The organism is Pseudophaeobacter sp. EL27, assembly GCF_900313025.1.
Lineage (GTDB): Bacteria > Pseudomonadota > Alphaproteobacteria > Rhodobacterales > Rhodobacteraceae > Pseudophaeobacter.
Map to the genome: position 1 here is coordinate 547245 of NZ_OMPQ01000008.1, position 24817 is coordinate 572061.

Genomic DNA, 24817 nt, shown 5'->3' on the forward strand with positions numbered 1-24817 from the left:
AAACTTTGCAGCGCCAGCCTCTGCAAAAATGCCCGCTCAAAATCTGACGTCGCGTCCCCCCAAATGATCGGCAGCCTGTCTTGACTCAAGAAATGAACCCATGTTCATTATTTCAAAATGAATCTGGATTCACATCATGGCCTATCGGGCGACTGAAAAGACCCGCAGACACAAAGAAGACATCCACCAAAAGATCCTGAGCGTGGCGCGAGAAGCCGTCGCCGAGGGCGGATTTGCGGCCGTTCATATGTCTTCGATTGCCGCCGCTGCAGGCCTGGCAACTGGTACGCTCTATCGTCACTTTCCTTCAAAAGCGGACCTTCTGGCCGAAGTTTTTCGCCGTGTCACCAAGCGTGAAGTCCAGGTGATGGCCGAGATTGCCGCCTCTGACGGGCCTGCAATCCCACGGCTGAGCGATGCGCTGGATGTCTTTGCCCGCCGCGCTCTGCAATCACCAGTGCTGGCCTATGCGCTCATCTTTGAACCCGTCGACTCCATGGTCGACAGCGAACGCCTGGTGTTTCGCAGGTCCTATGCGGCTGTTTTGGGCCGCATCATCGATGATGGCATTAGGAGCGGCGAATTCCCCGAGCAACCGACACAGCTCGTTGCCAACTGTATGGTTGGCGCCCTGGCAGAGGCCTTGATCGGGCCTCTCGCCGACAAACCCAATAGCAGCCCTAACGACAGAAGCACTGAAATCGCGGCGATCGTTCGTTTTTGTTTAAACGCCGTTACTGGACACCTGAAGGGGAGCCCCTCATGAGCATTCGTAACCCGGTCGCTGTGTTGCCGACCCACGAAGTCACCAATACGCCACCCCATATGGGGGACCAGGATCTTTGGACATCGGATCTGGCCCTGCGCGAAGGCATCACGCGTGAAGGAGCCGCCTGGGCCGAACCTCAGATGGCAGCTTTTGGCAAGGCCGCAGGCCGTGAGGACGTGCTCGAACAAGCCGATCAGGCCAATCGCTCTGGCCCCGAGCTAAAGCCCTTTGATCGCTACGGGATGCGGGTCAATCAGGTGAGTTTTCACCCCAGCTACCACGCGCTTCAGGATTTGGCGGTGTCAAACGGTTTGCCAAATTTTGCCTGGAACAACGCCGGGGCTGGCGGCCACGTGGCCCATGCGGCTCTGAACTATATGCTCAACCAGATCGAGGGCGGCGTCCTGTGCCCCATCGCCATGACCTATGCAGCCATTCCAACCCTGAAGGCGAGCCCGGCCATTGCCGAGGAATGGTTGCCGAAACTGCTGTCAACCAAATATGACAAACGTGACATTCCCGTTGGCGAAAAAACTGGCGCCCAGATGGGAATGTTCATGACCGAAAAGCAAGGCGGATCAGATGTGCGGGCAAACACCACCCGGGCAACCCGTGATGGCGAGGGCTACCGCCTGACGGGGCATAAGTTTTTCTGCTCGGCCCCGATGTCGGATGCCTTTTTGACACTGGCCTATGCCGAAGCGGGCCTGTCCTGCTTCCTGATCCCGCGCTTTCAGCCCGACGGGCAGCGCAACGGGTTGTTCCTGCAGCGGCTCAAGGACAAACTGGGCAACACATCAAATGCCTCCAGCGAGATGGAGCTGCAAAACACCTGGGGGCTACTGGTCGGCCCCGAGGGCAAAGGCATCAAGACCATCATCGAGATGGTACAGGGCACCCGGTTTTACTGCGCCTTTGGCTCTGCGGCCCTGATGCGGCAGGGGCTGGTTCAAGCACTGCACCATACCTCGCATCGCTCAGCCTTTCAGAAACGGCTCATTGATCAGCCGTTGATGCAAAATGTCCTTGCGGACCTTGCCCTGGAATCCGAGGCGGCCACCACGCTCAGCCTGCGGCTGGGTCGGGCCATTGACGAAGGTGAGGCTGGCAACACAGAGGCCGCTGCCCTGGCACGCATCGGCACCGCCATCGGCAAATACTGGATCTGCAAACGTGCCCCCAATCACACCTACGAGGCGATGGAGTGCCACGGCGGGCCGGGCTATGTCGAAGAAAGCATCATGCCGCGCCTCTACCGCGAAGCCCCGGTGAACTCGATCTGGGAGGGCTCTGGCAATGTGATCTGCCTGGATGTGTTGCGCGCCCTCCAACGCGATCCCGAGGCGGGTGTCGCGTTTCTGAACGAAGTGGAAAGCGCCAGAGGTGGCAATGCGCATTTTGACAAATCCCTGGATGATTTGAAGGTGGCTCTGGCCGATACCAGCGATATTGAACTGCGGGCCCGTCGCATGACCGAACACATGGCGCTGGTCTGGCAGGCTGCGCTCTTGGTGAAACACGCCCCGGCTCCTGTATCGGATGCCTTCTGCGCCTCGCGTCTGGGCGCCCCCTGGTCTGGCAGCTACGGCACCTTGCCAACCAGCGTAGACTGTGGCGCCATTGTGCAAAGAGCCCGGGGGCTCAGCTGAAGTGGCAGGCCAGACAGTCGCGATTGCACCAACAGTTTCTTGTTCGTGCGCAGCCTAACAGCGCAACAGAGCGCCTAGTCGATTGCAAGGTCCATCAGAGCATTTCGCCTCTGTCCAGACCGTGCTAGGCCTAGCCTTATGAAAGCATGGATAGGATCAATGATATTGGAACGGTTCCTCTGGCTTGCAATCCTGCTGGCCATCATCTGGGCAGTTGAGGTGGTGAACCTGATCTCGGGCTACGCGCTGAATGGTCTGTTCGGGCTGCTGCCGCGCTCCCTTGGCGGGCTGGATGGCATCCTGTTCATGCCCTTTCTGCACGGCTCTTTGAGTCATGCCGTCGGCAATTCAGTTCCCCTGCTCATCCTCGGCGGTCTGCTGGCGGCCACCGCTCAGAGATTGGTTCTACCAGCCTCGGTCATCATTGTCGCTTTGGGCGGGTTCGGTGTTTGGCTGTTTGGTAGCACCGCGCTCCATGTCGGCGCCTCGGGGTTGATCTTTGGCTGGTTTGGTTTTCTGCTGACCCGAGGGGTGATAGAAAAACAGCTGGTGCCGTTATTGGCCGCCACCGGAGTCGCTTTCCTGTATGGCACGATGCTCTGGGGCCTCCTGCCCGGACAACCCGGTGTCAGCTGGGAGGCCCATCTCTTTGGCGCTGCCGCAGGGGTTTTTGCAGGCTACGCCCTACGCAACAAAGCCTAAGTTCGCAGCCTGCTTGAAGGATGGTTGGGGCGCTCAGTCCCCTTCTGCGACCCCCTGCGCCCGCAGCCTGGCGCGGCGCGCCCGGTAGCTGGGCAACAGCACCAGCAACGCGGCAATCACCAACAGACCTAGCGTCAGCGGTCGCTCCCAGATGAATGCCGCCCCATCATATAGCTGCATCGAGCGTGAGAAATTATCCTCCAGCATGCCGCCCAGAATGAAACCGATCAACAGAGGTGCCAGCGGGTAATCTGCAAAACGCAGCGCCGTGGCACAGACGCCAAACCCAACCAGCAGCAACAATTCAGTTGCGTTATTCTGGCCGATATAGGCCCCCATCAGGGTGAAGAAGAGGATGAAGGGGATCAGATAGCTGCGCGGCACCGACAGCACCTTGGCAATATAGGGGATCAGCGGCAGGTTCAGGATCAGCAGTACCAGGTTGCCAATGAACATCGACATGATCACCGCCCAGAACACCTCTGGCTGATCAATCATCAACCGCGGCCCCGGCGTCACATTGAGTGCCACCAAAGCGCCAAGCAAAATGGCGGTGGTGCCAGACCCCGGAATGCCCAGGGTCAACAGAGGCACAAAGGACCCGGTGCAGGCAGCATTATTGGCGCTTTCGGGCGCTGCCAGCCCCTTGATGGAGCCTTTGCCAAATTCATCCTGCTCATGCTTTGGCGCGATATTACGCTCCACTGCGTAGCCCAGAAAACTGGCGATTGTGGCCCCGGCTCCCGGCAAAACACCGATGAAAAAGCCCTGGACGGACTGTCGCCCAATGACGGGGGCAATGGATTTTGCCTCCGCACGGCTGATGCGCAGATCCTTGATTGCACCGCTGTCGCCCTCTTGGGCGGTCTTGGGCTTCAGCACCAGAAACAAGGCCTCAGGTAGAGCAAACATAGCCATCGCCAGGGTGATAAATCCAAACCCTGACTGAAGATCCATCAACCCCATGGTAAAGCGCGGCAGATTGAACAGCGCGCCCTCGCCCACCGTGGCCATGATCAGGCCAAGCACCGTCATCAGCAGCGCCTTGGCCACCTGCCCGGTGCCCGCAAAGGCGGCGATCGCCGAAAGACCCACAACCATCAGCGCAAAGTATTCAGGGGAATGAAACAACAGCGCCACCGAAGACAAAGCGGGTGCAAAGATCATCAACAGCAAGGCGCCAATCGTGCCCCCGGCAAAGCTGGCAATGGCAGCAATGGTCAGGGCCTTGCCAGCCTTGCCCTGACGGGCCATGGGGTAGCCATCAAAACTGGAGGCGACAGTTCCCGCCACCCCCGGCGCATTCAGCAGGATCGAGGAGGTCGAACCGCCAAAGATGGCGCCATAATAGACCCCCGCCAAAAGGATCAGCGCCGCCGAAGGATCTCCCATCGAAATCGCCACCGGTATCATGATCGCGATGATCGACATCGGCCCAAGCCCGGGCAGCATGCCAATAAAGGTGCCAATCAGGCAGCCGCCAATCACCATCAGAAGATTTTGCATCGACAGGGCCGTTTGTAGGCCAATCAAAAGTCCTTCGAGCATGTCAGCCTCCCCAAAAACCCGGCAATGGGCGCATATAGATGCCCAGAACCTGTTGAACCAAAAACCAGACGACCAGTGTCGCCGTCACTGCGACCGGCAGCAGAATAGGCCATTTGCGCTCCCCCAGGATCAAAGACCCCAGAATGAGGAATGCGGAGGTCGAGACAATAAACCCGACAGGGCGCAGGCAGAGCGCATAGGCAACCATCAGCCACAGCAGCAGCAGCGCTTGGCCCAGATGATAATCGCCCAAGCGGCGGTAATTGATCTCGGCGGGTTTCTCCTCGGCCTTTTCCAACCCCAATAGGATGGCACAGGAGGAAATCAGCCCCAGAATGGAGAGCACCTTGGGAAAGGTACTAGGCCAGATCGGGTTGCGTTTCATGAATGGAGCCAACCCGGCATCCATGGTGAACCAGGCCGTATATCCATAGGCCAGACAAATGCTTAGCAGGATCAGTGCGATCCATCGATCAAGCGCCATTTTCCCCTCCCTGCGCGTTTCATGCGGCAAGGCGGTCGCCGCCCTGCCACATTCGGTCTCACCGTCAAATCAGAGCTACAGGAAGCCCAGCTTTTTCATCAAATCGCCAATGACCTGCTCCTGCTCTTCCAGGAAGCCTTTGAAATCATCACCCGAATTATGGATGTTCACCCAGCCATTGCGGGCGCGGACCTCTTCCCACTCAGGGGTCTCATACATCTTGGCCAGGGCCGCCTGATACATCGCCAGTTTGTCCTCAGAGAGGCCGGGGGCGGCAAAGAAACCACGCCAGTTGACAAAGCTGGTGTCGATGCCCTGCTCCTTCATGGTCATGGCCTCCGGAGCGGCACTCACGCGCTCCTGCGAGGTGACACCGATGATTTTGACCTCACCCGCATTGGCCAGATCGACCGCCTCGGAGAATCCGGTGGACAGGGCTGCGATCTCCCCCGACAGCAGCGCCGCCATGGCTTTGCCACCGGCATCATAGGGGATGTATTTCACCGCCAGCGCATCCTTGCCTGCGGCCTCCATCACCATGGCAGCAACCAGGTGGTCCATACCGCCGGGAACCGATCCGCCCCCAATGGCGGTTTTGGACGGGTTGGCATCATAGGCTGCCAAGAGATCACTCATCGAGTTAACCGGGCTGTCCTTGCCCACAACAATGGCGGCGTAGTCGCCAATCGTGCCGGCAACCAGCGTCAGATCACGAAAGTTATGCGGGAACACCCCGGTCAGCGAACGGATCACGATCGGGGTCGAATTGACCATCAGCGTGCCCTGATTGCTGTCGGCATTTTCGATCAGGTAGCCAATGGCTTTGCCACCACCGCCGCCAGACATGTTCTCGTACGAGGCAGTGGCAACCAGCCCCGCCTTGGTCAGGGCTTCACCCGTTCCACGTGCAGTCCCGTCCCAGCCACCACCGGCACCGCCGGGGATCAGAAAGTGAATGCTCTCGAGGGTGTTTTCCCCCTCGGCCAGAACCGGTGTTACAAGGCTCAAGGTGGCGATTGCACCCGCCATCAGGGCGCGGCGACCCAACTCAAATGTCATCATGATTTCCTCCCATTTGACAACTGTCCGAAAGGCGGCTCAGTTGAGGGAGACAAACATGAGAAGCTGACACCGAGCTGTCACGCCCTGAAAAAAGTGAACGAAGAGCATGAAATTCCTGCTGGTCGAAGACAATCCAGACCTTGCAAAAGCTGTTTGTGACCGGATGCATCTGGACGGTCATACTATTGATCATGCTGAAAATATTTCGGATGCAATTGGATTTTCCGAAACCGGAGACTACGATCTGATCCTGCTCGACATTATGCTGCCTGATGGCGACGGGCGCAGCTTTCTGAAACGCCACCGCGACCAGAAACGCGACACCCCGGTCATTGTCCTGACGGCGCGCTCACAGGTTTCCGACAGAATCAGCATGCTGGACCTGGGGGCCGACGACTATGTGACCAAACCCTTTGATCACGAAGAGTTACAGGCCAGATGCCGGGCAGTTCTGCGCCGTAAAGCGGGCACCGCACAGAGTGTTTTGCAGATCAAAGATGTCTCCTTTAATCCGGTGGCCGGGGTGGTCACTGTCTGTGGCAAGACCATCAACCTGCGCAATCGGGAGTTGCGATTGCTTGAACTGTTGTTCAATGCTCCGGGACAGATTTTCCCCAAGCAAAAGCTGGTCGACCGGCTGTTTTCCTATGAAGAGGATGTCTCTGAAAATGCGGTGGAGGTCTATATCGCACGGCTGCGCAAACATCTCGAAGGTTCCGCCCTAAAGATCACCACCCATCGCGGGCTGGGGTACCGGCTGGACCATGACTGAGTCACCAAAGGTCTCAGGATCCCTACGAAATCGGCTTGCAGTGACGCTGATTGGTGGCGCCTCACTGCTTGCGGTGCTGTTGTTTCTGGTGGTGCGCACCTACGCTGCCCAGATCGCACAACAGGGGCAGGACAGCATCCTGGGCGCCTCTGTTACCTCGATTCTGGACGCCGCAGTGCTGCGTGATGATCAGGTAGAGATCGACTTTCCCTACGCCGCCTTTTCCATGCTGACCACACCAGCGCATGACCGCGTGTTCTATGCGATCTACCGCGATGCCGAACTGCTGTCCGGATATGCGGACCTGCCCCTGCCAAAGGGTTCAGACAGCGGTGAGCGGCGCTATCAGAGCGCTGAATTCATCGGCAAACCCATCAGGATATCTACCGCGTCACGTACCCTGCTCGGTGCCGATGTCAAAACCCGCATCACCGTTTCGGTGGCCCAGACCCAGGATGCGCTGTCGGACAGATTGAATGCGATCTCGCGAAATATTGCCTCTTTTGGCATTGGCTTCTTTGTTCTGGTGGTGCTTTTGTCCTTTTGGGCCACCTCCAGCACCATCGCGCCGCTCAATCGTCTTGCCACCTCGGTTACCAGGCGCGGCCCCCAGGATCTGAGCCCGGTCATCAAACCCGTGCCCACAGAGATGCTGCCCCTGGTCGCCTCTCTCAACCGGTTGATGGCGCGGCTGAATCAATCGCTGACCCAATCCGAAGATTTCATCGCAGAGGCCGCCCATCGCGTCCGCACCCCATTGGCGACAGTGCGTTCCCATGCTGAAACCACCCTCCAGCGGGTCGATAAGGAACAAAACCGGCAGGCCCTGCGCGCGATGATCCGCGCCATCGATGAAAGCTCACGCGCGGCGGGGCAGCTGCTGGATCACGCCATGATCACCTTCCGCGCGGATCAGCTGGAGTACCAACAACTGGATCTGGTGGAATTGGTTCAAAAACTGGTGCTGCGCCTGTCCCCAGTCGCCGAAATGAAAGACATCGACCTGCGGTTTCTTGGCGATCAGCCGGTCCTGTGTCAGGGCGATCCTATCCTGTTGCAAAATGCCATTCGCAATCTGATCGACAACGCCCTGAAATACTCCCCAAGCGAAAGCGCAATCGACATTTGGGTGACATCACAGCCCCAACCACAGGTGGAAATCCGCGATCAGGGGCCAGGGTTCCCCATTGATGAGATCTCGGATCTGGCCCAGCGGTTTTCACGCGGCAATAACGCAGCCGGGACCATCGGCTCAGGGCTGGGGCTGACAATTGCGCAGGATGTCGCCATCGCCCACGGTGGGAAACTGGCCCTGTCCAACCACACTGGAGGCGGTGCATGCGTTATATTCTCGCTCTGATCTTTGCGCTTTTGCCGCTGATGGCACTGGCACAGCAACAGGAAACCTGGGAAGACCGGGCGATGTTTCACGGCAGTGGCAGTGGCAGCGGACCGACACTCACGATCCTGTCCAGCACCGACAGATCCTTCTTTGCGCCGATTATCACCAGTTTTCTAGCCCAGCGGCCCGATTTGTCTATCGAATACCTTGTCTCGGGAACGGCTGAGATCGACCGCATTTTCCGTCAGGATCCCAGCGGGTTTGATCTGGTCATTTCCAGCGCAATGGATCTGCAATTCAAACTGACCAACGATGGCCATGCCTTGGCGATTGAAGGGGTCACGACGCCGGATTGGGCTCAGTGGCGGCAAAGCCTCTTTGGTTTTACCACGGAACCCGCAGCCATTGTTGTTCGGCGCGCCGATTTTGCGGGGCATTCGCTGCCGCAGACCCGCCAGGATCTGATCAAGGCCCTGCGCGCCCGCCCAGAAGTTTTTCGCAACAGACTGGGAACCTATGACATTCGTCAATCTGGTCTGGGGTATCTTTTTGCCACCCAGGATGCCCGTGCCTCTGAAACCTATTGGCGGCTGATGGAGGTGATGGGGAGTCTGGGGACACGTCTGTATTGCTGTTCCGGCGATATGATCACCGATCTGCAAAAGGGGGAGCTTGCTGTCGCCTATAATGTGCTCGGCAGCTATGCTGCAGCCCGCACCAAAGACAGCGAGGAACTGGCCATTATCCTACCTGCCGATTTCCCGATCACCATGATGCGGAGCGGATTTGTATCTGCCCAAACCAAGCAGCCAAAACACGCGAGAGATTTTATCCGCCACTTGCTTAAGGTCCAATCCGCCCCAGTGGACCCCGGCATCTTTCCTCTGCCGCCTCTGATCCCGGCACTGGACCCACGACCGCAATCCGCAATTGGGCTGGGTCCCGCCCTGATGACCTATCTGGACCCCCTAAAACGGCGCACCTTTTTGCAGGAATGGACAAGCGCCGTCATTCAATAGACAGCCCAGCGATCTCACCTGCCCACCCAGCCTCGGCAGAGGCGTCACGGCGCAGCATCAGGGTCCGATAAAATCAACACGCCGCTCCTGCAGGGCAGCATGAAGGTAATCCACCAGCAGGCGCACCCGCAGGACCCGGCGCAGATCCCCATGCAGCAACAACCAGGTGGAGCGCTCCTGGTTCAGTTCCGTGCCCGGAACCCGCTGCAATTCGGGGAACTCCTTTTGCACCCAGCTGGCCAGAAAGGTCATCCCTGCCCCGGCCCGCGCCATGTGCAAATGCATTTGTGGATCGGGAATGGAGTGGCGTATCTTTGCCTCAGGAAAGGGCGAATTGGCGATCATCGCCATCAAACTGGGCTCAGCGCCATAGCCGATCCAGGTCAGCCCCCGCCCCTTTGGTCCCGAGGCGGGCAGCATCTGATCGATGTGAATATCGGGATAGAGCTTGCAAAATTCGGCCAAGACCGGCGCCAGAAGATAATGCGCGGTCATCGGGTCGGCGGACAGGCGCACCCGCCCGGTTGCTTCACGGTCCAGCCCCTGCACCGCGTTGAACCCTTTCAGCAATAGCGCCTCTGCCTCCAGTGCCTGCGGCAGCAGTGCCCGGCCGGCGGCGGTCAAATGCAGCCCATCCCCGCCGCGTCGGAACAGTTGCACCCGCAGCCCGGCCTCTAGCGCCTCAATCTGGCGGCGCAGGGTTGCATGGGTGCTGTCGATTGCCACGGCCGCCGCCCGAAGCGAGCCATGTCGGGCCACAGCCAAGAAGGCGGGGAGAGGTTTCCAGTCCTGCATAGCGGAACAATATCAAACCGTACTGGACCACCTCAAGCCCTTATCGGAGTGCAAACAACCCATCATAACGCCCCTATTCCTGACTACAGAAGGCAAAGCAATGACAGAGACATTCCGCGCCTGGGCGATCCCCCATTATGGCCCCACAGAAGTTTTACAGGCCGTGACAACCAGGCTCACTGCCCCTCAAGGGCAGCAGTTGCAAATCGAAATCAAGGCCTCGGCGGTGACTCGCGCCGATTGCATGATGCGGGCGGGGGAACCACAATTTGCCCGCGCCTTTCTTGGCCTGAAACACCCACGCAACAATCTGCTGGGCACGGGGCTATCCGGTTTAGTCACCGCCATTGGTCCTGAGGTCAAAGGTTTTGCCATTGGCGACAGCATCTTTGGCGAGAGCGGGCTGCACTTTAGTGCCAATGCCAGTCATATCTGTCTCGACGAGAGCGCCCTGCTGCTGAAAAAGCCCGAGAACCTGTCACATGCCGAGGCCAGCACGCTTTGTGATGGTCCTTTGACTTCGCTGCATTTTCTGACCCGCGTCACCAGATTGCGCCCCGGCGCGCGCCTGCTGGTGCTGGGTGGCTCTGGTAGTCTGGGCAGTGCAGCCATCCAGATTGCCCGCCATTTGGGTGCCGAAGTCAGCGCTACCTGTAGCGCCCGCAACGCAGATCTGGTTACCGCGCTCGGGGCGCATCACGTAATCGACTACAACCGCATCGATATCGCTGACACGGCCAGGACCTATGATGTGATCTACGACACGCTGGGTATCTCTTCCTATGGGCGGCTCAGAAATAATCTGGCGCCACAGGGCCGCTATCTCTGTCCGGTGCTGAGCGGCGAACTGCTCCGCGCAGCGCTAAAAACTGCGCTCTGGGGCGGACGTAAAGCAAGGTTCTCAGCGGCGGGTATGCAGACGACATCCCATCTGCGGGGGCTGCTGACACAGCTGCTGTCCCTGACGCGCAGCGGGGCTTTGACGCCCCTGATGGATCGTGACTATCCCCTGGCCGACCTGATCACCGCCCAGCGCTATGTCGAGACCGGACGCAAGACTGGCAATGTGGTGTTGCGCTGACCCCAGCGTCCGGGACCAGCTATTCCAGATCTGATCGAGGGCCACCTGTACAAGGGCCCTGTGCAGGGATCAGGCCTGCACAGCCTTCATGAACCGATCTTTGATCACCACCGGATCCAGGGTGATCACCGGCATCTTGGTATTGCCGCTGTCACATTTGACCACCAGTACCGTTGCCTGGCCCGCCGCCAGCGCCTGTTTCAGTGCCGCACTGGTGTCCACATCCTGCACCTCAACCACATTGTCACAGCCCGCCGCCCGCGCCATGCCGGCCAGGCTGGTCTTTTTGCCAGTGTAGGTCGGTTGATCCCCGGTCGAGCCATAAGAGCCATTATCGATGATCATCAGGATATAGTTGGACGGGGCGTTATTGCCGATTGTCGGCAGCGTGCCAAGGTTGGTCAGAACCGAGCCATCACCATCAATTACCACCACGGGCTTAGGCTGTGCCAAGGCAAGGCCCAGACCAATGCTGGAGGCCAATCCCATGGTGCCAAGCATGTAAAAATTGCTGGGTTGGTCATCGATGGCATGCAATTCCTGGCTGGGAATACCAATGTTACAGACAACCAGTTGATCCCGCAGCAGGGGTGCGATCTCCGATAGGATTTCAGAACGGATCATTATTCGCCATAGCCTCCCCAGAAATTGGCGTCCGTCAGGATCGCCACCGGTTTGTTGCTCATGAAGGTATATTTCAGGATCATATCAAGTTCCTCCACATCGGACTGTTTGTGGAAATGGTAGGTCGGGATATTCAACTGCGCCAGCAGGGCCTTGGTATGCACCGCCATCTCGACCTGACAGGCCACCGGTTCGCGCAGCTCACCGCGATAGGAGATCAACATTGGCAGGGGCATGCGGTAGTACTGGATCAGCGTGGCAAGGGTGTTGATTGTGCCCCCGATCGCCGTGTTCTGCATGATGATCGCCGGACGTTTGCCCCCCATCCAGGCCCCCGCACAGAGCCCCATACCCTCATCCTCCTTGTTGGAAGGGATATGAAAAACCTCGTCGCGTGCCTCGACTTCTTCAATCACCCCGGCCAATTGTTTGCAGGGAACAGTGGTGACAAAGGAAATACCGTTGGCAACAAGATCATCCACGATCTTCTTGTCGATGTTCATTTTGGACATGCCTTTTCTTTGCGCTGTGAACCCTTCCTCTACCACAAGAGGCGGTTGCAGGCATAGTTTGGCGCTCCTCAACATTTGCGACCTGCGGGTCGGTGCGATCTTTGGAGCAAAATGGTGTTGAATTCCCGTGCGGAAGCCATCTTGCCTCAGTCACCTTTCATGCTACCTTTCTCCTGTATTGAGGAGAGTTGTTATGAGTATTGTTAAGCGAGTTGTTGTCGCTGCGCCCCTGATTGCCCTGTTTGCGCTGGTACAAAGCCCTGCTCCTGTTCTGGCAAGTGATGGCGGGGGAGATGGTGGTGGGAGCGGCGCCTCATATGGGTTGAGCAACTCAACAACCCGATCCGTGGTAAAGATTCTATCCCGGGGGGGCGACCGCTGCGCCGAGCAGCCAAAGGTCTACCGTTTTGACTGTTATCGCTGGGTCTATAGGCGCGCAGCAAACAAGTTGGTGGGGAATGGTGCCTATTCTGAAGCCCAAGAAGCACTGGAGCAGGTCGAGCGTCGATTGCAGGCCGTGGTCGCGCAAAACCGCGACACCACCCAGCCCAATCGCCGCCGCGCTCTTGAAACCTACACACCTGTAAAACCGGCGTCCGTTCCTAGGGTGAAACGCGAAGCTGTTCGAGCAATGGCCCAGGCTGAAACCGTTTTGTTGCGCTCTGCACCCAACAAACAAGAGCACTATGCCCGCATTGCTCAGGCCGTTAATTCCAACAAGGTTCTGTTGCGTTCCGCCCTCTTGCCCGGTGGCATGATCCGCTTCGCCAATAGATTGATCACGGGTTTTCTACGCCAGATTTGACACAGAGCCTGCCCCCTCGTTGCGCCCTCACTTCTCGCGCAACGGGGAGGCGGCAAAGTCATAGCCTCTCCCGCTGAATCCCTAACTGCAGAGCTCTGGCATTAGATCGTCGCGCCATAGAGGTCAGCGGACCACATGCACCGCACAGGCTGCATGGCGCACCACCTGACTGGCCGTCGAGCCCAGCAGCAAATCCTGCATACCCGGACGATGGGATGAGATAATCACAAGATCGGGTTTGTTTGCCTCTGCCCAGTCGAGGATAGACCGCCCGGAATGCCCCTCGATCACCAGGCTGCTGGCCTTGCCTGGCAGGGTCTTGGCCAGGGCGGCCAGCTCTGTCTCCAATGCCCTGCGTGTCTCTGCCATATAGTCTGCCGACATGTATGAAATCGCATAGGCCGGCACCTGTTCGACCACATGCAGCAGGGTGATCTTGGCCTCTGGCGTGGCCAAGAGCTGTGCTAGTTTGAGCGGTGCCGATACATCGCGATCAGGATCAAACGAAATTGGCACGAGAATATTGTGATACATGAAAAGCCTCCTTGGCTACTCGCCTAAGGTGAGCATGTACCCAGATCATCCGGCGGGCCTTGATTCAAATCAGGGACTTTGCCCTTTCTGAAGCGCCCCTGTTTGGGGTCAAATACTCTCGAACGTCGCTGAAACCTCATACATCACCGGCTCGAAACTCCGGCAAAGCTCGTTGATCTTGCGGTTGCGCGCCCGCATCTCGTCAGAGCGCAACATCGCCATAAAATCCTCGCGGCGGCGCCATTGCGAGTAATTTGCAATCCGTGTCTGGGCGTCATTTACATGCAGCCCCGCAGAGATAAACCCCGGCTGTTTTGAGATGAATGCGCCATAGGCGTCCCTCAGTGCATCCAACAGATCCTGGCAGGTCCCTGGTGTCATTTCAAAGGTCGTAATGACCGTTTGGATATCCGCACCATCGGTAATTTTAGGCATTGGCTTCTCCTTGGCTATCTCGCTGAGTGTGACCAGCCTACGATGGTTGCGCCAAGAAACAGACTCGTTTTTACCACAGGAGTTTTCCAACCGGAATAATACTCGTAAAAAGAGTGCATGATATCATTTTTTCCACGATAACCCCATGTTCCGCCCAGAATATCTGGCTCTGGCGCTTTGCACCGCAGCCCTGCCTCTGCCCGCTACCGCCGGTGCCTGGAAGCACCCTGTCGACGGTGGCTTTGCCGCGACCAGCTTTACCCTGCGCAGGTCAGATCAGGGGCTGGTCAGCGAGTTTGGCTTTTACCGTGATTTTGGTGTTTCACCGCATTTTGATCTCGGAATTGATCTGACCCATCAAGGGAGCCAGCGAGTTGGCCTGCCAGGTCGTCATTCCGGGCAGCAATCCGGCCATGTGCTCGTCTTTGCCCGTCTGCCCCTGCGCCAAGGCGCCAGTAAAACCCAAATCGCGGCTGAGTTGGCCCTTGGCAGCAATCATACAAACCTTCTGTGGCATCCGATGTACCGGGTCTCCCTGTCGGCCGGGCGCAGCAAGGCAACACAGCATGGAAATCTATGGGGTAACCTCGACCTGATCTATGAACAGCGTGGCGATGCCCCGCACCCTCTATGGAAGGTGAATGGTAGCTTTGGGTTAGACAGCAACCGCCGGGTCTCGCCGCTTTTGCAGATTGAGACCTCCTTTGGCCGGGACACCGATCTGAGCTATTCGCTCACCCCATCTCTGCGTATCAAACTCGCTGGCTTTTCCTTTGCCGGCAAACAACGCTTCGAGAACAGTGAACTGACCATCGGGCTTGAATATCGCCGTGCAAACACGCAGAGTCTTGGCCTCAAGATAGCCCTGTGGCAACGCTTCTGATGCATCGCTCTAGCCAGATCTTTCCTTGCTCAAATGACGAAGAGACTGACCCGATGACAAACCCGATCCGCCCAACCGATGAGGATGCCCGCGCCCTGGCACAGGCCCTGATGACAGAGGCACGCTTTGCCGCCCTCGCCACACTGGACACAGAGGGCTGCCCCCTGGTCACAAGGATCGCCTTTGGCCTGTGTCCCGCAGATCAGCCGATAAGCCTGATGTCCAGCCTCGCACAACACAGCCAGAACCTGCGCATCAATCCCGCCTGCTCACTGCTGGTCGGGGAACCTGGCCCCAAAGGCGACCCGCTCACCCATCCCCGGCTCAGCCTGGTGGGCACGGCGCGGCCTGTCGACAACCAAAGCCTCGAACATGCGGAATTGGCCACGCATTACCTGCGCAGCCACCCCAAATCCAAGCTTTACATCGGATTTGGTGATTTCTCCTTTGTCCGGTTTTCTGTGCGACTGGGCAATTTGAACGGTGGCTTTGGCAAGGCGTTCAACCTCACTCCTGATGATCTTGCCCAGTCCAGATAAACGCCACTCTATTTGTCGACCCGCAGCACCACCTGCACCTCACCGCGCAGGGCCTCGCCCCAGTTCAACCGGATCTCATCCTTGTTGCTGCCCTGTTCCAACTGCACCCAGGGGCGCGGATAGCGATAGGTGCCACTGGAATTGCGCATCGGTCCAATCGCAACCACCGCATCCGCCGCCCGTGCCCGCCCTTGAAACGGCAGGGCCCCTGCAGCCGAGACCGCCCAACTGGTAGACACTGAGGCCTGCTCATGGCGGATCCGCAGCGGGCTGGCCACCGCAGTTGTGATCCCGTGAAAGGTATTGCCTTCAAAGAACACCGATTTGCTACGGCTGAAATCCAGATCAGAAAAGCTGGTATCCACCCGGTCTGCCCGATCAATATTGCCATTGATCGACCGAAACTTATTTCCGGAAATGCTCACCCCATTGAGGAAATGCCCAGTGCCATAGGGTTTGATCACCACATAGCTGAACCAGGGCGCCACATCGCTGGACAGAAACACATTGTCGGTGATCGACAGCGCAGAAAAGGAAAACCCCCCAGTGAAATTTGGTGTCGGATCCTGCTCATTGGTCCACTCAATGAAGCAATTGTCGACATAGTTATCCGAGATCGTCGAAGCACAATAGGTCGAGGCCATGACCAGCCCCGCCGTACGCACCCCGCCCGCGATACTGTCACCTTGGAAAAAGTGATTGCCGGTGATGGTGTTATTGGCGCCCGCAAGCAAAGCAAAATGGCGGAACTTGGTCACCCGGTTGTTGCGCAGCTTGGCGTCATTGGCGTTCACATTGATCCCGACGCTGCTGCGATTGGGCACCGTTTCGGCCTCCTCCGACGACAGGAACTGGCAATTATCCACCAGAATGCCCTGACACCCCGACCCAATCGAAGTAATGCCACGATCCTTGGGTCGGGAAATAAAGCAATGATCCAGGCTGAACACCGTCCCGGCCGAAGGCAGGCGTAGTGCCGAGCAATGGGAATTACACTGGATCTCCACTTCGGTCATGCCAAATTTGCTCAGCGCGCTAAAGCCGCTGAAATCCAGCAGGTATTTGAAATCCTTGAAGGTAAAAACCTGGGTGCCTGCCGCATCATAGAGCGGCGCGTTCAGAGTGATCTCACCGGCGCCAGTGTTTTTGCTGCGCACATAGATCTCGCGCCCAACGCCTGCCCCCTCGACCAGCGCGCCAATGGGAATATTGGCGATATTGCTCACGCTCTTCAGCTTGCGCGGATCATTGGGGTCATAGGTGGCCTGCTCACTCCAGACCTGCGTATCCCAGGCCGCCCCGCCCGAGGCCGTCAGCTGGCCATTGCGGATCACCCGCCGGGTCGCATAGGAGCTGCGATTGGGCACCGCCGCCTGCATGTCGATCGGAGCGGTGACCGTGACCATCCGCCCACCCAGGTCCAGCGATTCATGGTCCGAGGAATTCAGCAGTGCCTGAAAGGCCTTCCGGAACCCCTCTTCCTCATTGCCAAAAGCTGCCGCATAGGAAGAGAAGTCAAAGCTTTTGCGCAGCAGCAGCATCCTGTCCACAGGCATACGCAGGCTGCCCTCAAAATGCACCGGGCTATTCAGGGAAACCGTCTGAGCCAAAAAGAACTGCCCCGCAGGCACCAGGATCTGCCGCCCTGCAGCCGCGGCATCCGCCGCCTCAAAAGCCGCGGTATTGTCGGTGACATCGTCCCCAATCGCGCCAAAATCCGTGACATCCACCACGCTCACCATATCGCGCAGAAAGGCGCTGGTCAGATCGGTGATCTCGATGTCATCAATACGGACCACGCCCCCATTTGGGCCAATCAGATCCAGCCCCAAATGGCCATAGCTGGCCTCCAGCCCCCAGGGCATGTCGACACCCGTACGACTGCCGGTGCCGACAATGGCGCTCACCTCAACCACCGACCCATAGGAGGTCAGCGTGGTACTGCTGCCCACCTCGGTGACCCCAGCAACATGATTGTCACTGCTATCCCCGGCCCAGCCGGCAATCCGCACCGTTGGCAGGGCACCGCTGACGGCTTTGATCCGGGCCTTTACCTGCAAATAGAATCCCGGCAAAAGCGGCGTTTTCCCCATGTAGCGCAGCTTCTGGGTGGCCTGCAATTTCTGCAGTTCCAGACAGCCGGCAAAATCCGCATCCGCCACCACAATTGCTGCATTTGTCGCCCCGTCATAGGTGTCAGAGCCCGGCGTGCCATCACCGCTCGACCAGACATCCAGTCCGGCCTCAAACTCCGGCGGCATCAGCTCCAAACCCGCAGTAATCACCTTGTTCATCCCAAAACCCTTTCCAAAAGCGCCCATGCATATCGCCGCCAAGAGATAGAGCCCCGGGTTTAAGACTGCTCCATCAGGGCGCGCGCTGCCCCTGCACCTCGCGCCTCACCTGGCCTGGCTTTGCTTTGGAGCCTGCCTCTCGCCTGAGGACCGCCCGGCAGGGAAAGGCGGCTGCCCCGGACCAAATCGCCGAGGGGCCCCGCCCCTTTAGGTGGGGATACGGCTATTTTGTTTGGGACGCAGCCACCGGCCCCTGCCAGGACCTCAGATCAGGCGAGGGGTGAGGTCTTCAAAGCATTGCTTGGGTGGGATCTTGAGCTGAAAACACTGCTCTTAAACAAAAAGAGAGCGCCCAGAGGGCGCTCCCAATTCTTAATAGAGACCAGGTCTCGAGAGACTAGTCCGCCAGGGCTTTCTCGATCAGTGTGATGGTCTCTTCCACCCCATATAGTGCGATAAAGCCACCAAAGCGCGGGCCTTGGGAGGCCCCCAGAAGCACCTCATAGATTGCGGTAAACCAATCGCGCAGAGGGTCAAACCCATGGATCTTGCCAATGGCAAAGACCACGGATTGCAGGAATTCCTCATCTGCAAGATCGGCCTCAGGCAGGGGATCATCCTTGCCCAGAACCTCGTTTTTCTTGGCAATCGCCGCAAGGGCAGCATCCGCCGATTTCAACGCATCCGCCAGGTCCTGCAGGGCGACACGTTCCTGATCGCTGGGCGCGCGGAACACCTTGGTGGGTTTGACCTTGTCATTGAAATAGGCCACCGCAAAACCCGCCGCCTGATCCATGGCCGGATTGCTTTCAGGTGTCGCATCGGGGGCGTATTTATTGATGAACCCCCACATGGTTTCCTTATCTTCGGCACTGGAGGCAGAGGCCAGGTTCAGCAACATGGAGAAGGGCACCACCATATCCGAGGCTGGCACATCACCCGCATGGATATGCCAGACCGGGTTGTTCAGCTGCGCCTTGGTGTCCTGCGTCGCATAGGCGCGCAGCTGCTGGTGGTATTCATCCACCGCTTTGGGGATCACGTCAAAATGCATCCGCTTGGCGGTCTTGGGCTTTTGATACATGAAATAGGACAGGCTCTCGGCGCTGGCATAGGTCAGCCACTCGTCAATCGAAATCCCGTTGCCAGAGGTTTTGGAGATCTTCTGCCCATTGGCATCCAGGAACAATTCATAGGTGAAATGCTCCGGCGCCCGCTGGCCCAGCACCCGGCAGATGCCATCATAGATCGGCGTATTGGTGCTGTGGTCCTTGCCGTACATCTCAAAATCCACGCCCAGCGCCGCCCAACGGGCGCCAAAGTCCGGCTTCCACTGCAGCTTCACATTGCCGCCGGTGACCGGCAGGGTCCATTCCTTGCCGTCCTCATCGTCAAAGGTCACGGTATAGGTTTCGGCGCAGACCTTTTTCATCGGCACATAGAGCACCCGGCCGGTCTCGGGGTGGATCGGCAAAAAGATCGAATAGGTCTGGCGGCGTTCTTCGCGCAGAGATTTCAACATGATCGCCATGACATCATCGTATTTATCGACAGCGCGTTTCAGCACTTCGTCAAATTGGCCGCTCTCATAGAAATCCTTGGCCGAGTAGAAATCATACTCGAAGCCAAAGGTATCGAGGAACCGGCGCAGCATGGCGTTGTTGTGATGCCCAAAGCTCTCATGGGTGCCAAAGGGATCCGGCACCGAGGTCAGCGGTTTTTGCAGGTATGACGTCAGGCTATTGGCATCGGGCACATTACCCGGCACTTTGCGCATACCGTCCAGATCATCGGAAAAACAGATGAGCTTGGTTGGGATATCACTGATCACCTCAAAGGCATTTTTGATCATCGTGGTCCGGGCCACTTCGCCAAAAGTGCCGATATGGGGCAGGCCCGAGGGACCATAGCCGGTCTCAAACAGCACATAGCCCTTCTCTGGCGCGCCCTTGGCATAACGTTTGAGCACCCGGCGGGCTTCTTCAAACGGCCAGGCTTTGCTCTTCAGAGCGGTGTCGCGCAAGTCAGACATTGCTGTTCTCCATCAGCGGCCCCTATGGCCGCCTCATTCCTGTCCCACTGCCCCATGCAGCAGGTCGGCTTGGTCTATGGTGCAGATGCAGCATGAGTCAATGAAGAGAGCCGCGCTTGCGCCCGTTTCAACCGCTAAAATGCGCCTTTTCAACAATCCAGTCCAGAATCTGGCGCACATCCTGCTGAGCGGCAGCCCCGTCCCGCAACCCGGCAAAGTAACCCCGTGCCGATGTGGTGGTTGGCGCCTCTAGCCGCAACAGCGCACCGGTCTCGATAAAACTGTCGAGAATGCCCCCCCAGGCGAGAAAGATCCCCTGTCCCGCTAGGCCAGCATTTACCAGCATCGCATAGGAACTGAAATCCAGCACCCGCGCCCCCCGTGGCATCACCTGACCCGCAGATTTGAACCAGCTTGGCCAGTCATGCCACTGGCTGCGGGCGGCCTCCATCGTCAAAAGGGTCATGCGGGAGAAGTCATAACCCTGTGCGGTCATGCCCAGCCGCGCCAGATAGAGCGGGCTGGCCGCCGCATAGACCTCATCGCTCAGCAGTCGGGTCTCTGCATCGCCACCACCGCCGGGCAATCCAAAGCGGATCGTCAGATCGCCGGGGCGCACTGCCTCTCCATACTCCTGGCTTATGATACGAATCGTCACATCAGGAAAGGCCTGCTCCAGTTCCCCCAAGCGCGGAATGAGCCAGAAACCGACAAAACCAGAAGGTGCCGTGACCGTCACCACCCGCGTTTCCGCCGCTTTTCTGATCTGTGAAACCGCGTCGTCGATCTGCCCAAAACCACTGTGTAGGGCCTGCAAAAGATCCTTACCTGCATGGGTAATTCGGGCGGGTTTGTGGGTTCGGTCAAACAGATCACAGCCCAGATCCGCCTCCAGCGTCGCGATCCGACGTGAAACTGCCGGTTGCGAAACATTCAGCTCATCCGCAGCCGCGGTCAGTGTACCATGGCGTGCCGCCGCATAGAAAGCCGTAAGCCCCGAAAAGCTGGGAAGACGCTGCATCTAACATAACCTCACCGTATATTAGACTGCAGCTTTACCGCATTGAGCCAAACATCAAAAGCCCCTTATCTACATTCAGTCAACCTGCACACCAACCTCACGGAGGCCCAGCACATGCAACAGGAAATGCCCCAGGATATTGCAACGGATATCACCACCCTTGCCACTGATCTCAGCGAAACCGAACAGCTGCATCAGGCCTCCAACCTGCCTTATGCCCCCCAGGACAACCTATTGGTGGTGGATGCGGCACAGGTTCCGCTTTCTGGTGGCACAGATGCCGCCTATGGCGAGGTCCGCTGGCGCACCCTGATCAACAGTTGTTCTGAAAAGTCCCGCGATATGGTGCTGGGCATTGCCGAGTTCGAACCCCATGGCCGTCTGCTGCCCCATCGCCACGACCCCGCCGAGTTCTACCTTGGCCTTGAGGGGTCCGGCATCGTCACCATCGATGGCATCCCTCATGAAATGCGCCCCGGCGTTGCCATCTATGTGCCCGCCAATGCCGAGCACGACACCAAGGCCGGCCCCGACGGGCTGAAGTTTGCCTATGGGTTTGCCGAAGGCAGTTTTGAACAAATCACCTACCGCTTTACCGCCGCGACAGAGGCTCAGGGCTAAATCCACCAGCGCGCAGGCTGTTTCCCGCCAGTTTCGCATCAATTGACCAGAGGCAGCAGTTGAACCTGTCTCTGGCCATGCCTATCCTTTGGCTTGAAATTTCGCGCAAAAAGGATCTCCCATGCCCGAGCAAAACGCCCAATCCATGTCCCAGCAGGACTGCCTCGTGGCCCTGATGGTGGCGGTCTCTGCCTCGGACGAAAACATCCGTACCGCCGAGCTGATCAAGATCCAATCCGCCGTCAACATGCTGCCGGTCTTTGCCGATTACGACATCGACCGCATGACCCGGATTTCCAAAACCGTGTTGGATCTGTTTGAACAGGAAGACGGGCTGGAAGCCCTGTTTGGCCTGATCCGCGACGACCTGCCGGAACGCCTCTATGAGACCGCCTATGCTCTGGCCTGCGACGTTGCTGCCGCCGATGGCAAACTGGCCGAGACCGAGCTCGAGTTCCTCGCTGAGGTGCGCTATGAGCTCAACATCGACCGGCTGCACGCCGCCGCTATCGAACGCGGTGCCCGGGCCCGTCACATGGTCTAAAGCGCCCTCGGAGCCTGCCCATTTAGTCTTTTGGCGGGACAGGCGCCGACCAGCTCTTGGAATAGCTCTCCATCAATCCCCTTAGATCCTCGGTACTCTCAGGAAACCGAGAATAGCTGTAGGCGGCAGCAACCTCAGCCCAGTCCTGCTTTTCATCTGTCATCACCTCAACATAGGGCGGCAGTGCCCCTGCATTGTCGAGCACGGAAATTCGCAGGTTCACCCGATCATCAGCTCCGGCGATGCGGGAATAGACAAAGGTCAGGCAGGAGCGGCAGTAGTAGTGTTCTCGGCCTTCGCTGCGCAGCCCTCCTCTCATCAGATCTCCGGTGACAGAAAAACTGTCCACCGGAAACATCGCGGTCAGGGAATAGGCGCTGGCGCATAGTTTCTGGCAATCACGACAGTGACAGGCCAGAGTCAAAAGAGGCAGGGCAGTCAAGCTGACATGCACGGAACCACACAGGCAGGAACCTTCTAGTGGAAGTTTGGGAGGTTTCATGGGGGGGGGCCTCATAGGGGGTGCCCGGAAGGCGCCGCAGCTGAATTGAGCCTGACCAAAGCTACCGCGCCCAATTGGTCTGGTCAATTTCCCCATTTTTGGCACTTAATGACATGACCCTCTGGGCGATAGACTGGCACCAACACCGCCTTTGGAGCCAGATCATGAACCAGCCCCTCGACATAACCACCCTCCCCTCAGTCTGCCCATTGGACTGCCCCGACACCTGCAGCCTCAGCGTCAAGGTTCAGGGGGGCACGGTGTTAGAGGTCAAAGGCTCCACCGCAAATCCCTATACGGCCAATGTGATCTGCAACAAGGTGGCGCGCTATTATCCAGAGTTTGTGCACGGCAAAGCCCGCCTGACCCATCCGCTCAAACGGGTCGGCCCGCGCGGCTCTGGCCAGTTTGAACAGATCAGCTGGGACGAGGCTTTGGACATGGTCCACGCGGGTTTCACCCAGGCGATTGAGGCCCATGGCCCCCAATCCGTGCTGCCCTTCAACTATGCTGGCCCCCATGGTGAGCTGGCTGGCGGCTCGATGGATCGGCGGTTCTTTTACCAGATGGGGGCCAGCATGCTCAATCGCGGCCCGCTCTGTGGTGGCGTGCGTGGTGGCGCCTACGCCAGCCTGTTTGGCGCCGCTCCCGGCATGCCGCCGGTTCAGCTTGAGCACTCCGATCTGGTGCTGGTCTGGGGCAATAATGTCACCGTCTCCAACCTGCATCTGGCGCCCCTGCTGAAGAAGCTGCGCGCCCGCGGTGGTAAGCTGGTGGTGGTGGACCCCAAGCGGATCAAGATTGCCGAGCAATGCGACATGTACTTGCAAATCAAGCCTGGCACCGATGTGGTGCTGGCCATGGGGCTGGCTGCCGAGTTGGAGCGCCGGGACGCACTGGACCAGGGATTTATTGCGCAATGGGTTGCGGGCTTTGATCCCTATATGGCCCAGGCCCGGCAATATGGGCTGGATCAGGTGGTCGAGACCTGCGGGATTTCAGCTGCCGAATTTCACGCCCTGGCCGATATGATGGTGGCGGCCAAAAAAATGGCCTGCGCCTTTGGCAACGGGATCGAGCGCGGTCGCTCCGGCGGCTCGGCGCTACGGGCCGGCATGGCGCTGCCCGCTCTGTTGGGCCACCACGGGCGGCTGGGTGCCGGGGTCATGGCAAAGTCCGGCGGTGCCACCCCCAAAACCCAAAGCCGTCTGCACGGCGATCACCTGATCAGGCCCGGCACCCGGACCTTCAACATCGTCGATCTGGCCAACATCCTGCAGGACGACGGCCTGGAGGTGCCGATCAAAGCAACCATGATCTACAATCACAATCCGGTGGCCACGCATCCAGATCAGGCCAATCTGATGCGGGCGCTGATGCGCGAGGATCTGTTCATTGCGGGCTGCGATGTGGTGATGACCGACAGTATGGCCTATTGCGACGTGATCCTGCCAGCGGCTTCGCATTTTGAATTCGACGACATCTACGGTGCTTACGGCCAGAACTACCTGCAACGGGCCGCGCCAGTGATCCCTCATGTCGGGGAAAGCCTGCCCAATACCGAGATCTTCCGCCGCCTGGCTGCGCGTTTTGGCTATACGGATCCGCTGTTTCAGGCCAGCGACACTCAGCTGATGGATGAGGCCATCGACGCCAGCCATCCACAGCTGGAGGGCAAGCGCCCCAGCGAGATCCCACTGGATCGCGCGATTGAGATGATGGCCTCTGACGGGGAACCGCTGGTGATGTGCAAGAACGTACGCCCCGCCACCGCCTCGGGCCGGATTGAACTGTTCAGCCAGGACTATGAGGTCCGCTATGGCTTTGGCGTGCCGCGCTACGATCCAGCGCCACAGGATCTGCCTTTGACGCTGATCACCCCCAGCTCCTCCAAACGGACCAATGCCACCTTTGGCAGCGACTCGGCCTCTACCGGGCCGGAACTCCTGGAGATGCACCCCAAGGATGCGGAGGAACGCGGATTGCAGGATGGCGAGATCGTCTCGGTCTGGAACGCCCTTGGTGCGGTTACTCTGCAGCTCAAAGTCACCGAGGTGACCCGCCCCGGCGTGCTCTACTCGCCCAAGGGCACCTGGCGCGGCACCTCGCAGACAGGCTTCACCGTCAATGCGCTGATCCCGGCGGATATCCGTACCGATATCGAGGATGGCGCCTGCTATCACGAAACCTTTGTCGAAGTGAAACCTACACAGTAGCGACCCGGGCACTTTGGCTCTGCCTCTCGTCT

Annotated in this window: 25 protein-coding genes; 13 read left to right on the forward strand and 12 right to left on the reverse strand. The window is 58.5% G+C overall.

Annotated features, from left to right (window positions below):
• Positions 1 to 136 precede the first annotated feature (136 nt).
• From ED661_RS07165 to ED661_RS07175, 3 genes are all read left to right on the forward strand, one after another.
• Positions 137 to 766 (forward strand): TetR/AcrR family transcriptional regulator, encoded by a 630-nt coding sequence (locus tag ED661_RS07165; RefSeq protein ID WP_122073202.1) that lies wholly within the window; start codon positions 137 to 139, stop codon positions 764 to 766.
• Positions 763 to 2418: an acyl-CoA dehydrogenase family protein gene (locus ED661_RS07170; protein ID WP_122073203.1), complete on the forward strand. Its 1656-nt coding sequence runs from the start codon at positions 763 to 765 to the stop codon at positions 2416 to 2418. Before ED661_RS07165 ends, ED661_RS07170 begins: the two co-directional genes overlap by 4 nt.
• A gap of 159 nt (positions 2419 to 2577) precedes the next feature.
• Positions 2578 to 3120, forward strand: a complete 543-nt coding sequence (locus tag ED661_RS07175) for a rhomboid family intramembrane serine protease (RefSeq protein WP_254054787.1) — start codon at positions 2578 to 2580, stop codon at positions 3118 to 3120.
• Positions 3121 to 3153: 33 nt separating this feature from the next.
• On the opposite strand, the gene ED661_RS07180 is transcribed toward ED661_RS07175, so the two are convergent.
• From ED661_RS07180 to ED661_RS07190, 3 genes are all read right to left on the reverse strand, one after another.
• Complete coding sequence (locus tag ED661_RS07180; RefSeq protein ID WP_122073205.1) at positions 3154 to 4668, reverse strand: tripartite tricarboxylate transporter permease; 1515 nt, start codon at positions 4666 to 4668, stop codon at positions 3154 to 3156.
• 1 nt (position 4669) lies between these two features.
• Positions 4670 to 5152: a tripartite tricarboxylate transporter TctB family protein gene (locus ED661_RS07185; protein ID WP_122073206.1), complete on the reverse strand. Its 483-nt coding sequence runs from the start codon at positions 5150 to 5152 to the stop codon at positions 4670 to 4672.
• Between the two features lie 75 nt (positions 5153 to 5227).
• Positions 5228 to 6214, reverse strand: a complete 987-nt coding sequence (locus tag ED661_RS07190; RefSeq protein ID WP_122073207.1) for a tripartite tricarboxylate transporter substrate binding protein — start codon at positions 6212 to 6214, stop codon at positions 5228 to 5230.
• 106 nt (positions 6215 to 6320) lie between these two features.
• On the opposite strand from ED661_RS07190, the gene ED661_RS07195 reads away from it, so the two are divergent.
• Genes ED661_RS07195 through ED661_RS07205 form a run of 3 tightly spaced genes read left to right on the forward strand, consistent with a single transcriptional unit; the run spans position 6321 to position 9347 of the window.
• Entirely contained in the window at positions 6321 to 6986 is a 666-nt protein-coding gene (locus ED661_RS07195; RefSeq protein WP_122073208.1) for a response regulator transcription factor, read from the forward strand.
• Positions 6979 to 8346: a sensor histidine kinase gene (locus ED661_RS07200; RefSeq protein WP_122073209.1), complete on the forward strand. Its 1368-nt coding sequence runs from the start codon at positions 6979 to 6981 to the stop codon at positions 8344 to 8346. Before ED661_RS07195 ends, ED661_RS07200 begins: the two co-directional genes overlap by 8 nt.
• Positions 8325 to 9347 (forward strand): ABC transporter substrate-binding protein, encoded by a 1023-nt coding sequence (locus ED661_RS07205; RefSeq protein WP_122073210.1) that lies wholly within the window; start codon positions 8325 to 8327, stop codon positions 9345 to 9347. The genes ED661_RS07200 and ED661_RS07205 overlap by 22 nt, the downstream gene beginning before the upstream one ends.
• A gap of 57 nt (positions 9348 to 9404) precedes the next feature.
• Here ED661_RS07205 and ED661_RS07210 read toward each other — a convergent pair whose 3' ends face one another.
• Positions 9405 to 10142 (reverse strand): LysR family transcriptional regulator, encoded by a 738-nt coding sequence (locus tag ED661_RS07210; RefSeq protein ID WP_122073211.1) that lies wholly within the window; start codon positions 10140 to 10142, stop codon positions 9405 to 9407.
• A 100-nt stretch (positions 10143 to 10242) separates the two neighbouring features.
• On the opposite strand from ED661_RS07210, the gene ED661_RS07215 reads away from it, so the two are divergent.
• Positions 10243 to 11223 (forward strand): NAD(P)-dependent alcohol dehydrogenase, encoded by a 981-nt coding sequence (locus ED661_RS07215; RefSeq protein ID WP_122073212.1) that lies wholly within the window; start codon positions 10243 to 10245, stop codon positions 11221 to 11223.
• A gap of 69 nt (positions 11224 to 11292) precedes the next feature.
• Here the strand turns inward: ED661_RS07215 and comE are convergent, their stop codons facing one another.
• Positions 11293 to 11847 carry a sulfopyruvate decarboxylase subunit beta gene (gene comE, locus ED661_RS07220; protein WP_122073213.1) on the reverse strand — a complete coding sequence of 185 codons (555 nt, stop codon included), beginning with the start codon at positions 11845 to 11847 and terminating at the stop codon, positions 11293 to 11295.
• Positions 11847 to 12350 carry a sulfopyruvate decarboxylase subunit alpha gene (gene comD, locus ED661_RS07225; protein ID WP_122073371.1) on the reverse strand — a complete coding sequence of 168 codons (504 nt, stop codon included), beginning with the start codon at positions 12348 to 12350 and terminating at the stop codon, positions 11847 to 11849. The genes comE and comD overlap by 1 nt, the downstream gene beginning before the upstream one ends.
• Before the next feature lie 202 nt (positions 12351 to 12552).
• Here comD and ED661_RS07230 point away from each other — a divergent pair, with 202 nt between their 5' ends.
• Positions 12553 to 13164, forward strand: a complete 612-nt coding sequence (locus ED661_RS07230; RefSeq protein ID WP_122073214.1) for a hypothetical protein — start codon at positions 12553 to 12555, stop codon at positions 13162 to 13164.
• Positions 13165 to 13287: 123 nt separating this feature from the next.
• On the opposite strand, the gene ED661_RS07235 is transcribed toward ED661_RS07230, so the two are convergent.
• Together ED661_RS07235 and ED661_RS07240 are read right to left on the reverse strand one after the other, a co-directional pair.
• On the reverse strand, positions 13288 to 13698 hold the full coding sequence (locus ED661_RS07235) for a universal stress protein (protein ID WP_122073215.1): 411 nt from the start codon (positions 13696 to 13698) through the stop codon (positions 13288 to 13290).
• A 108-nt stretch (positions 13699 to 13806) separates the two neighbouring features.
• A complete protein-coding gene (locus tag ED661_RS07240) occupies positions 13807 to 14133 on the reverse strand; it encodes an antibiotic biosynthesis monooxygenase (protein ID WP_122073216.1) in 327 nt (108 codons plus the stop codon).
• 145 nt (positions 14134 to 14278) lie between these two features.
• Here ED661_RS07240 and ED661_RS07245 point away from each other — a divergent pair, with 145 nt between their 5' ends.
• Positions 14279 to 15016, forward strand: a complete 738-nt coding sequence (locus ED661_RS07245; RefSeq protein WP_122073217.1) for a hypothetical protein — start codon at positions 14279 to 14281, stop codon at positions 15014 to 15016.
• 53 nt (positions 15017 to 15069) lie between these two features.
• Positions 15070 to 15555, forward strand: a complete 486-nt coding sequence (locus ED661_RS07250; protein WP_122073372.1) for a HugZ family protein — start codon at positions 15070 to 15072, stop codon at positions 15553 to 15555.
• Between the two features lie 8 nt (positions 15556 to 15563).
• Here the strand turns inward: ED661_RS07250 and ED661_RS07255 are convergent, their stop codons facing one another.
• The 3 genes from ED661_RS07255 to ED661_RS07265 all read right to left on the reverse strand — a co-directional run bounded on the left by ED661_RS07255 (position 15564) and on the right by ED661_RS07265 (position 20902).
• Positions 15564 to 17849, reverse strand: coding sequence for a glycosyl hydrolase family 28-related protein (locus ED661_RS07255; protein WP_122073373.1), 2286 nt, complete (start codon positions 17847 to 17849; stop codon positions 15564 to 15566).
• A 397-nt stretch (positions 17850 to 18246) separates the two neighbouring features.
• On the reverse strand, positions 18247 to 19881 hold the full coding sequence (locus tag ED661_RS07260; RefSeq protein ID WP_122073218.1) for a lysine--tRNA ligase: 1635 nt from the start codon (positions 19879 to 19881) through the stop codon (positions 18247 to 18249).
• A gap of 127 nt (positions 19882 to 20008) precedes the next feature.
• Positions 20009 to 20902: a LysR family transcriptional regulator gene (locus ED661_RS07265; protein WP_122073219.1), complete on the reverse strand. Its 894-nt coding sequence runs from the start codon at positions 20900 to 20902 to the stop codon at positions 20009 to 20011.
• 114 nt (positions 20903 to 21016) lie between these two features.
• Here ED661_RS07265 and ED661_RS07270 point away from each other — a divergent pair, with 114 nt between their 5' ends.
• Both ED661_RS07270 and ED661_RS07275 read left to right on the forward strand, forming a co-directional pair.
• Complete coding sequence (locus tag ED661_RS07270) at positions 21017 to 21523, forward strand: cupin domain-containing protein (RefSeq protein ID WP_122073220.1); 507 nt, start codon at positions 21017 to 21019, stop codon at positions 21521 to 21523.
• A 121-nt stretch (positions 21524 to 21644) separates the two neighbouring features.
• Positions 21645 to 22067, forward strand: coding sequence for a tellurite resistance TerB family protein (locus ED661_RS07275; RefSeq protein WP_122073221.1), 423 nt, complete (start codon positions 21645 to 21647; stop codon positions 22065 to 22067).
• A gap of 22 nt (positions 22068 to 22089) precedes the next feature.
• Here the strand turns inward: ED661_RS07275 and ED661_RS07280 are convergent, their stop codons facing one another.
• Positions 22090 to 22569, reverse strand: coding sequence for a GFA family protein (locus tag ED661_RS07280; protein ID WP_122073222.1), 480 nt, complete (start codon positions 22567 to 22569; stop codon positions 22090 to 22092).
• 164 nt (positions 22570 to 22733) lie between these two features.
• Here ED661_RS07280 and ED661_RS07285 point away from each other — a divergent pair, with 164 nt between their 5' ends.
• Positions 22734 to 24785 (forward strand): molybdopterin-dependent oxidoreductase, encoded by a 2052-nt coding sequence (locus ED661_RS07285; protein WP_122073223.1) that lies wholly within the window; start codon positions 22734 to 22736, stop codon positions 24783 to 24785.
• The last annotated feature ends 32 nt before the right edge of the window (positions 24786 to 24817 follow it).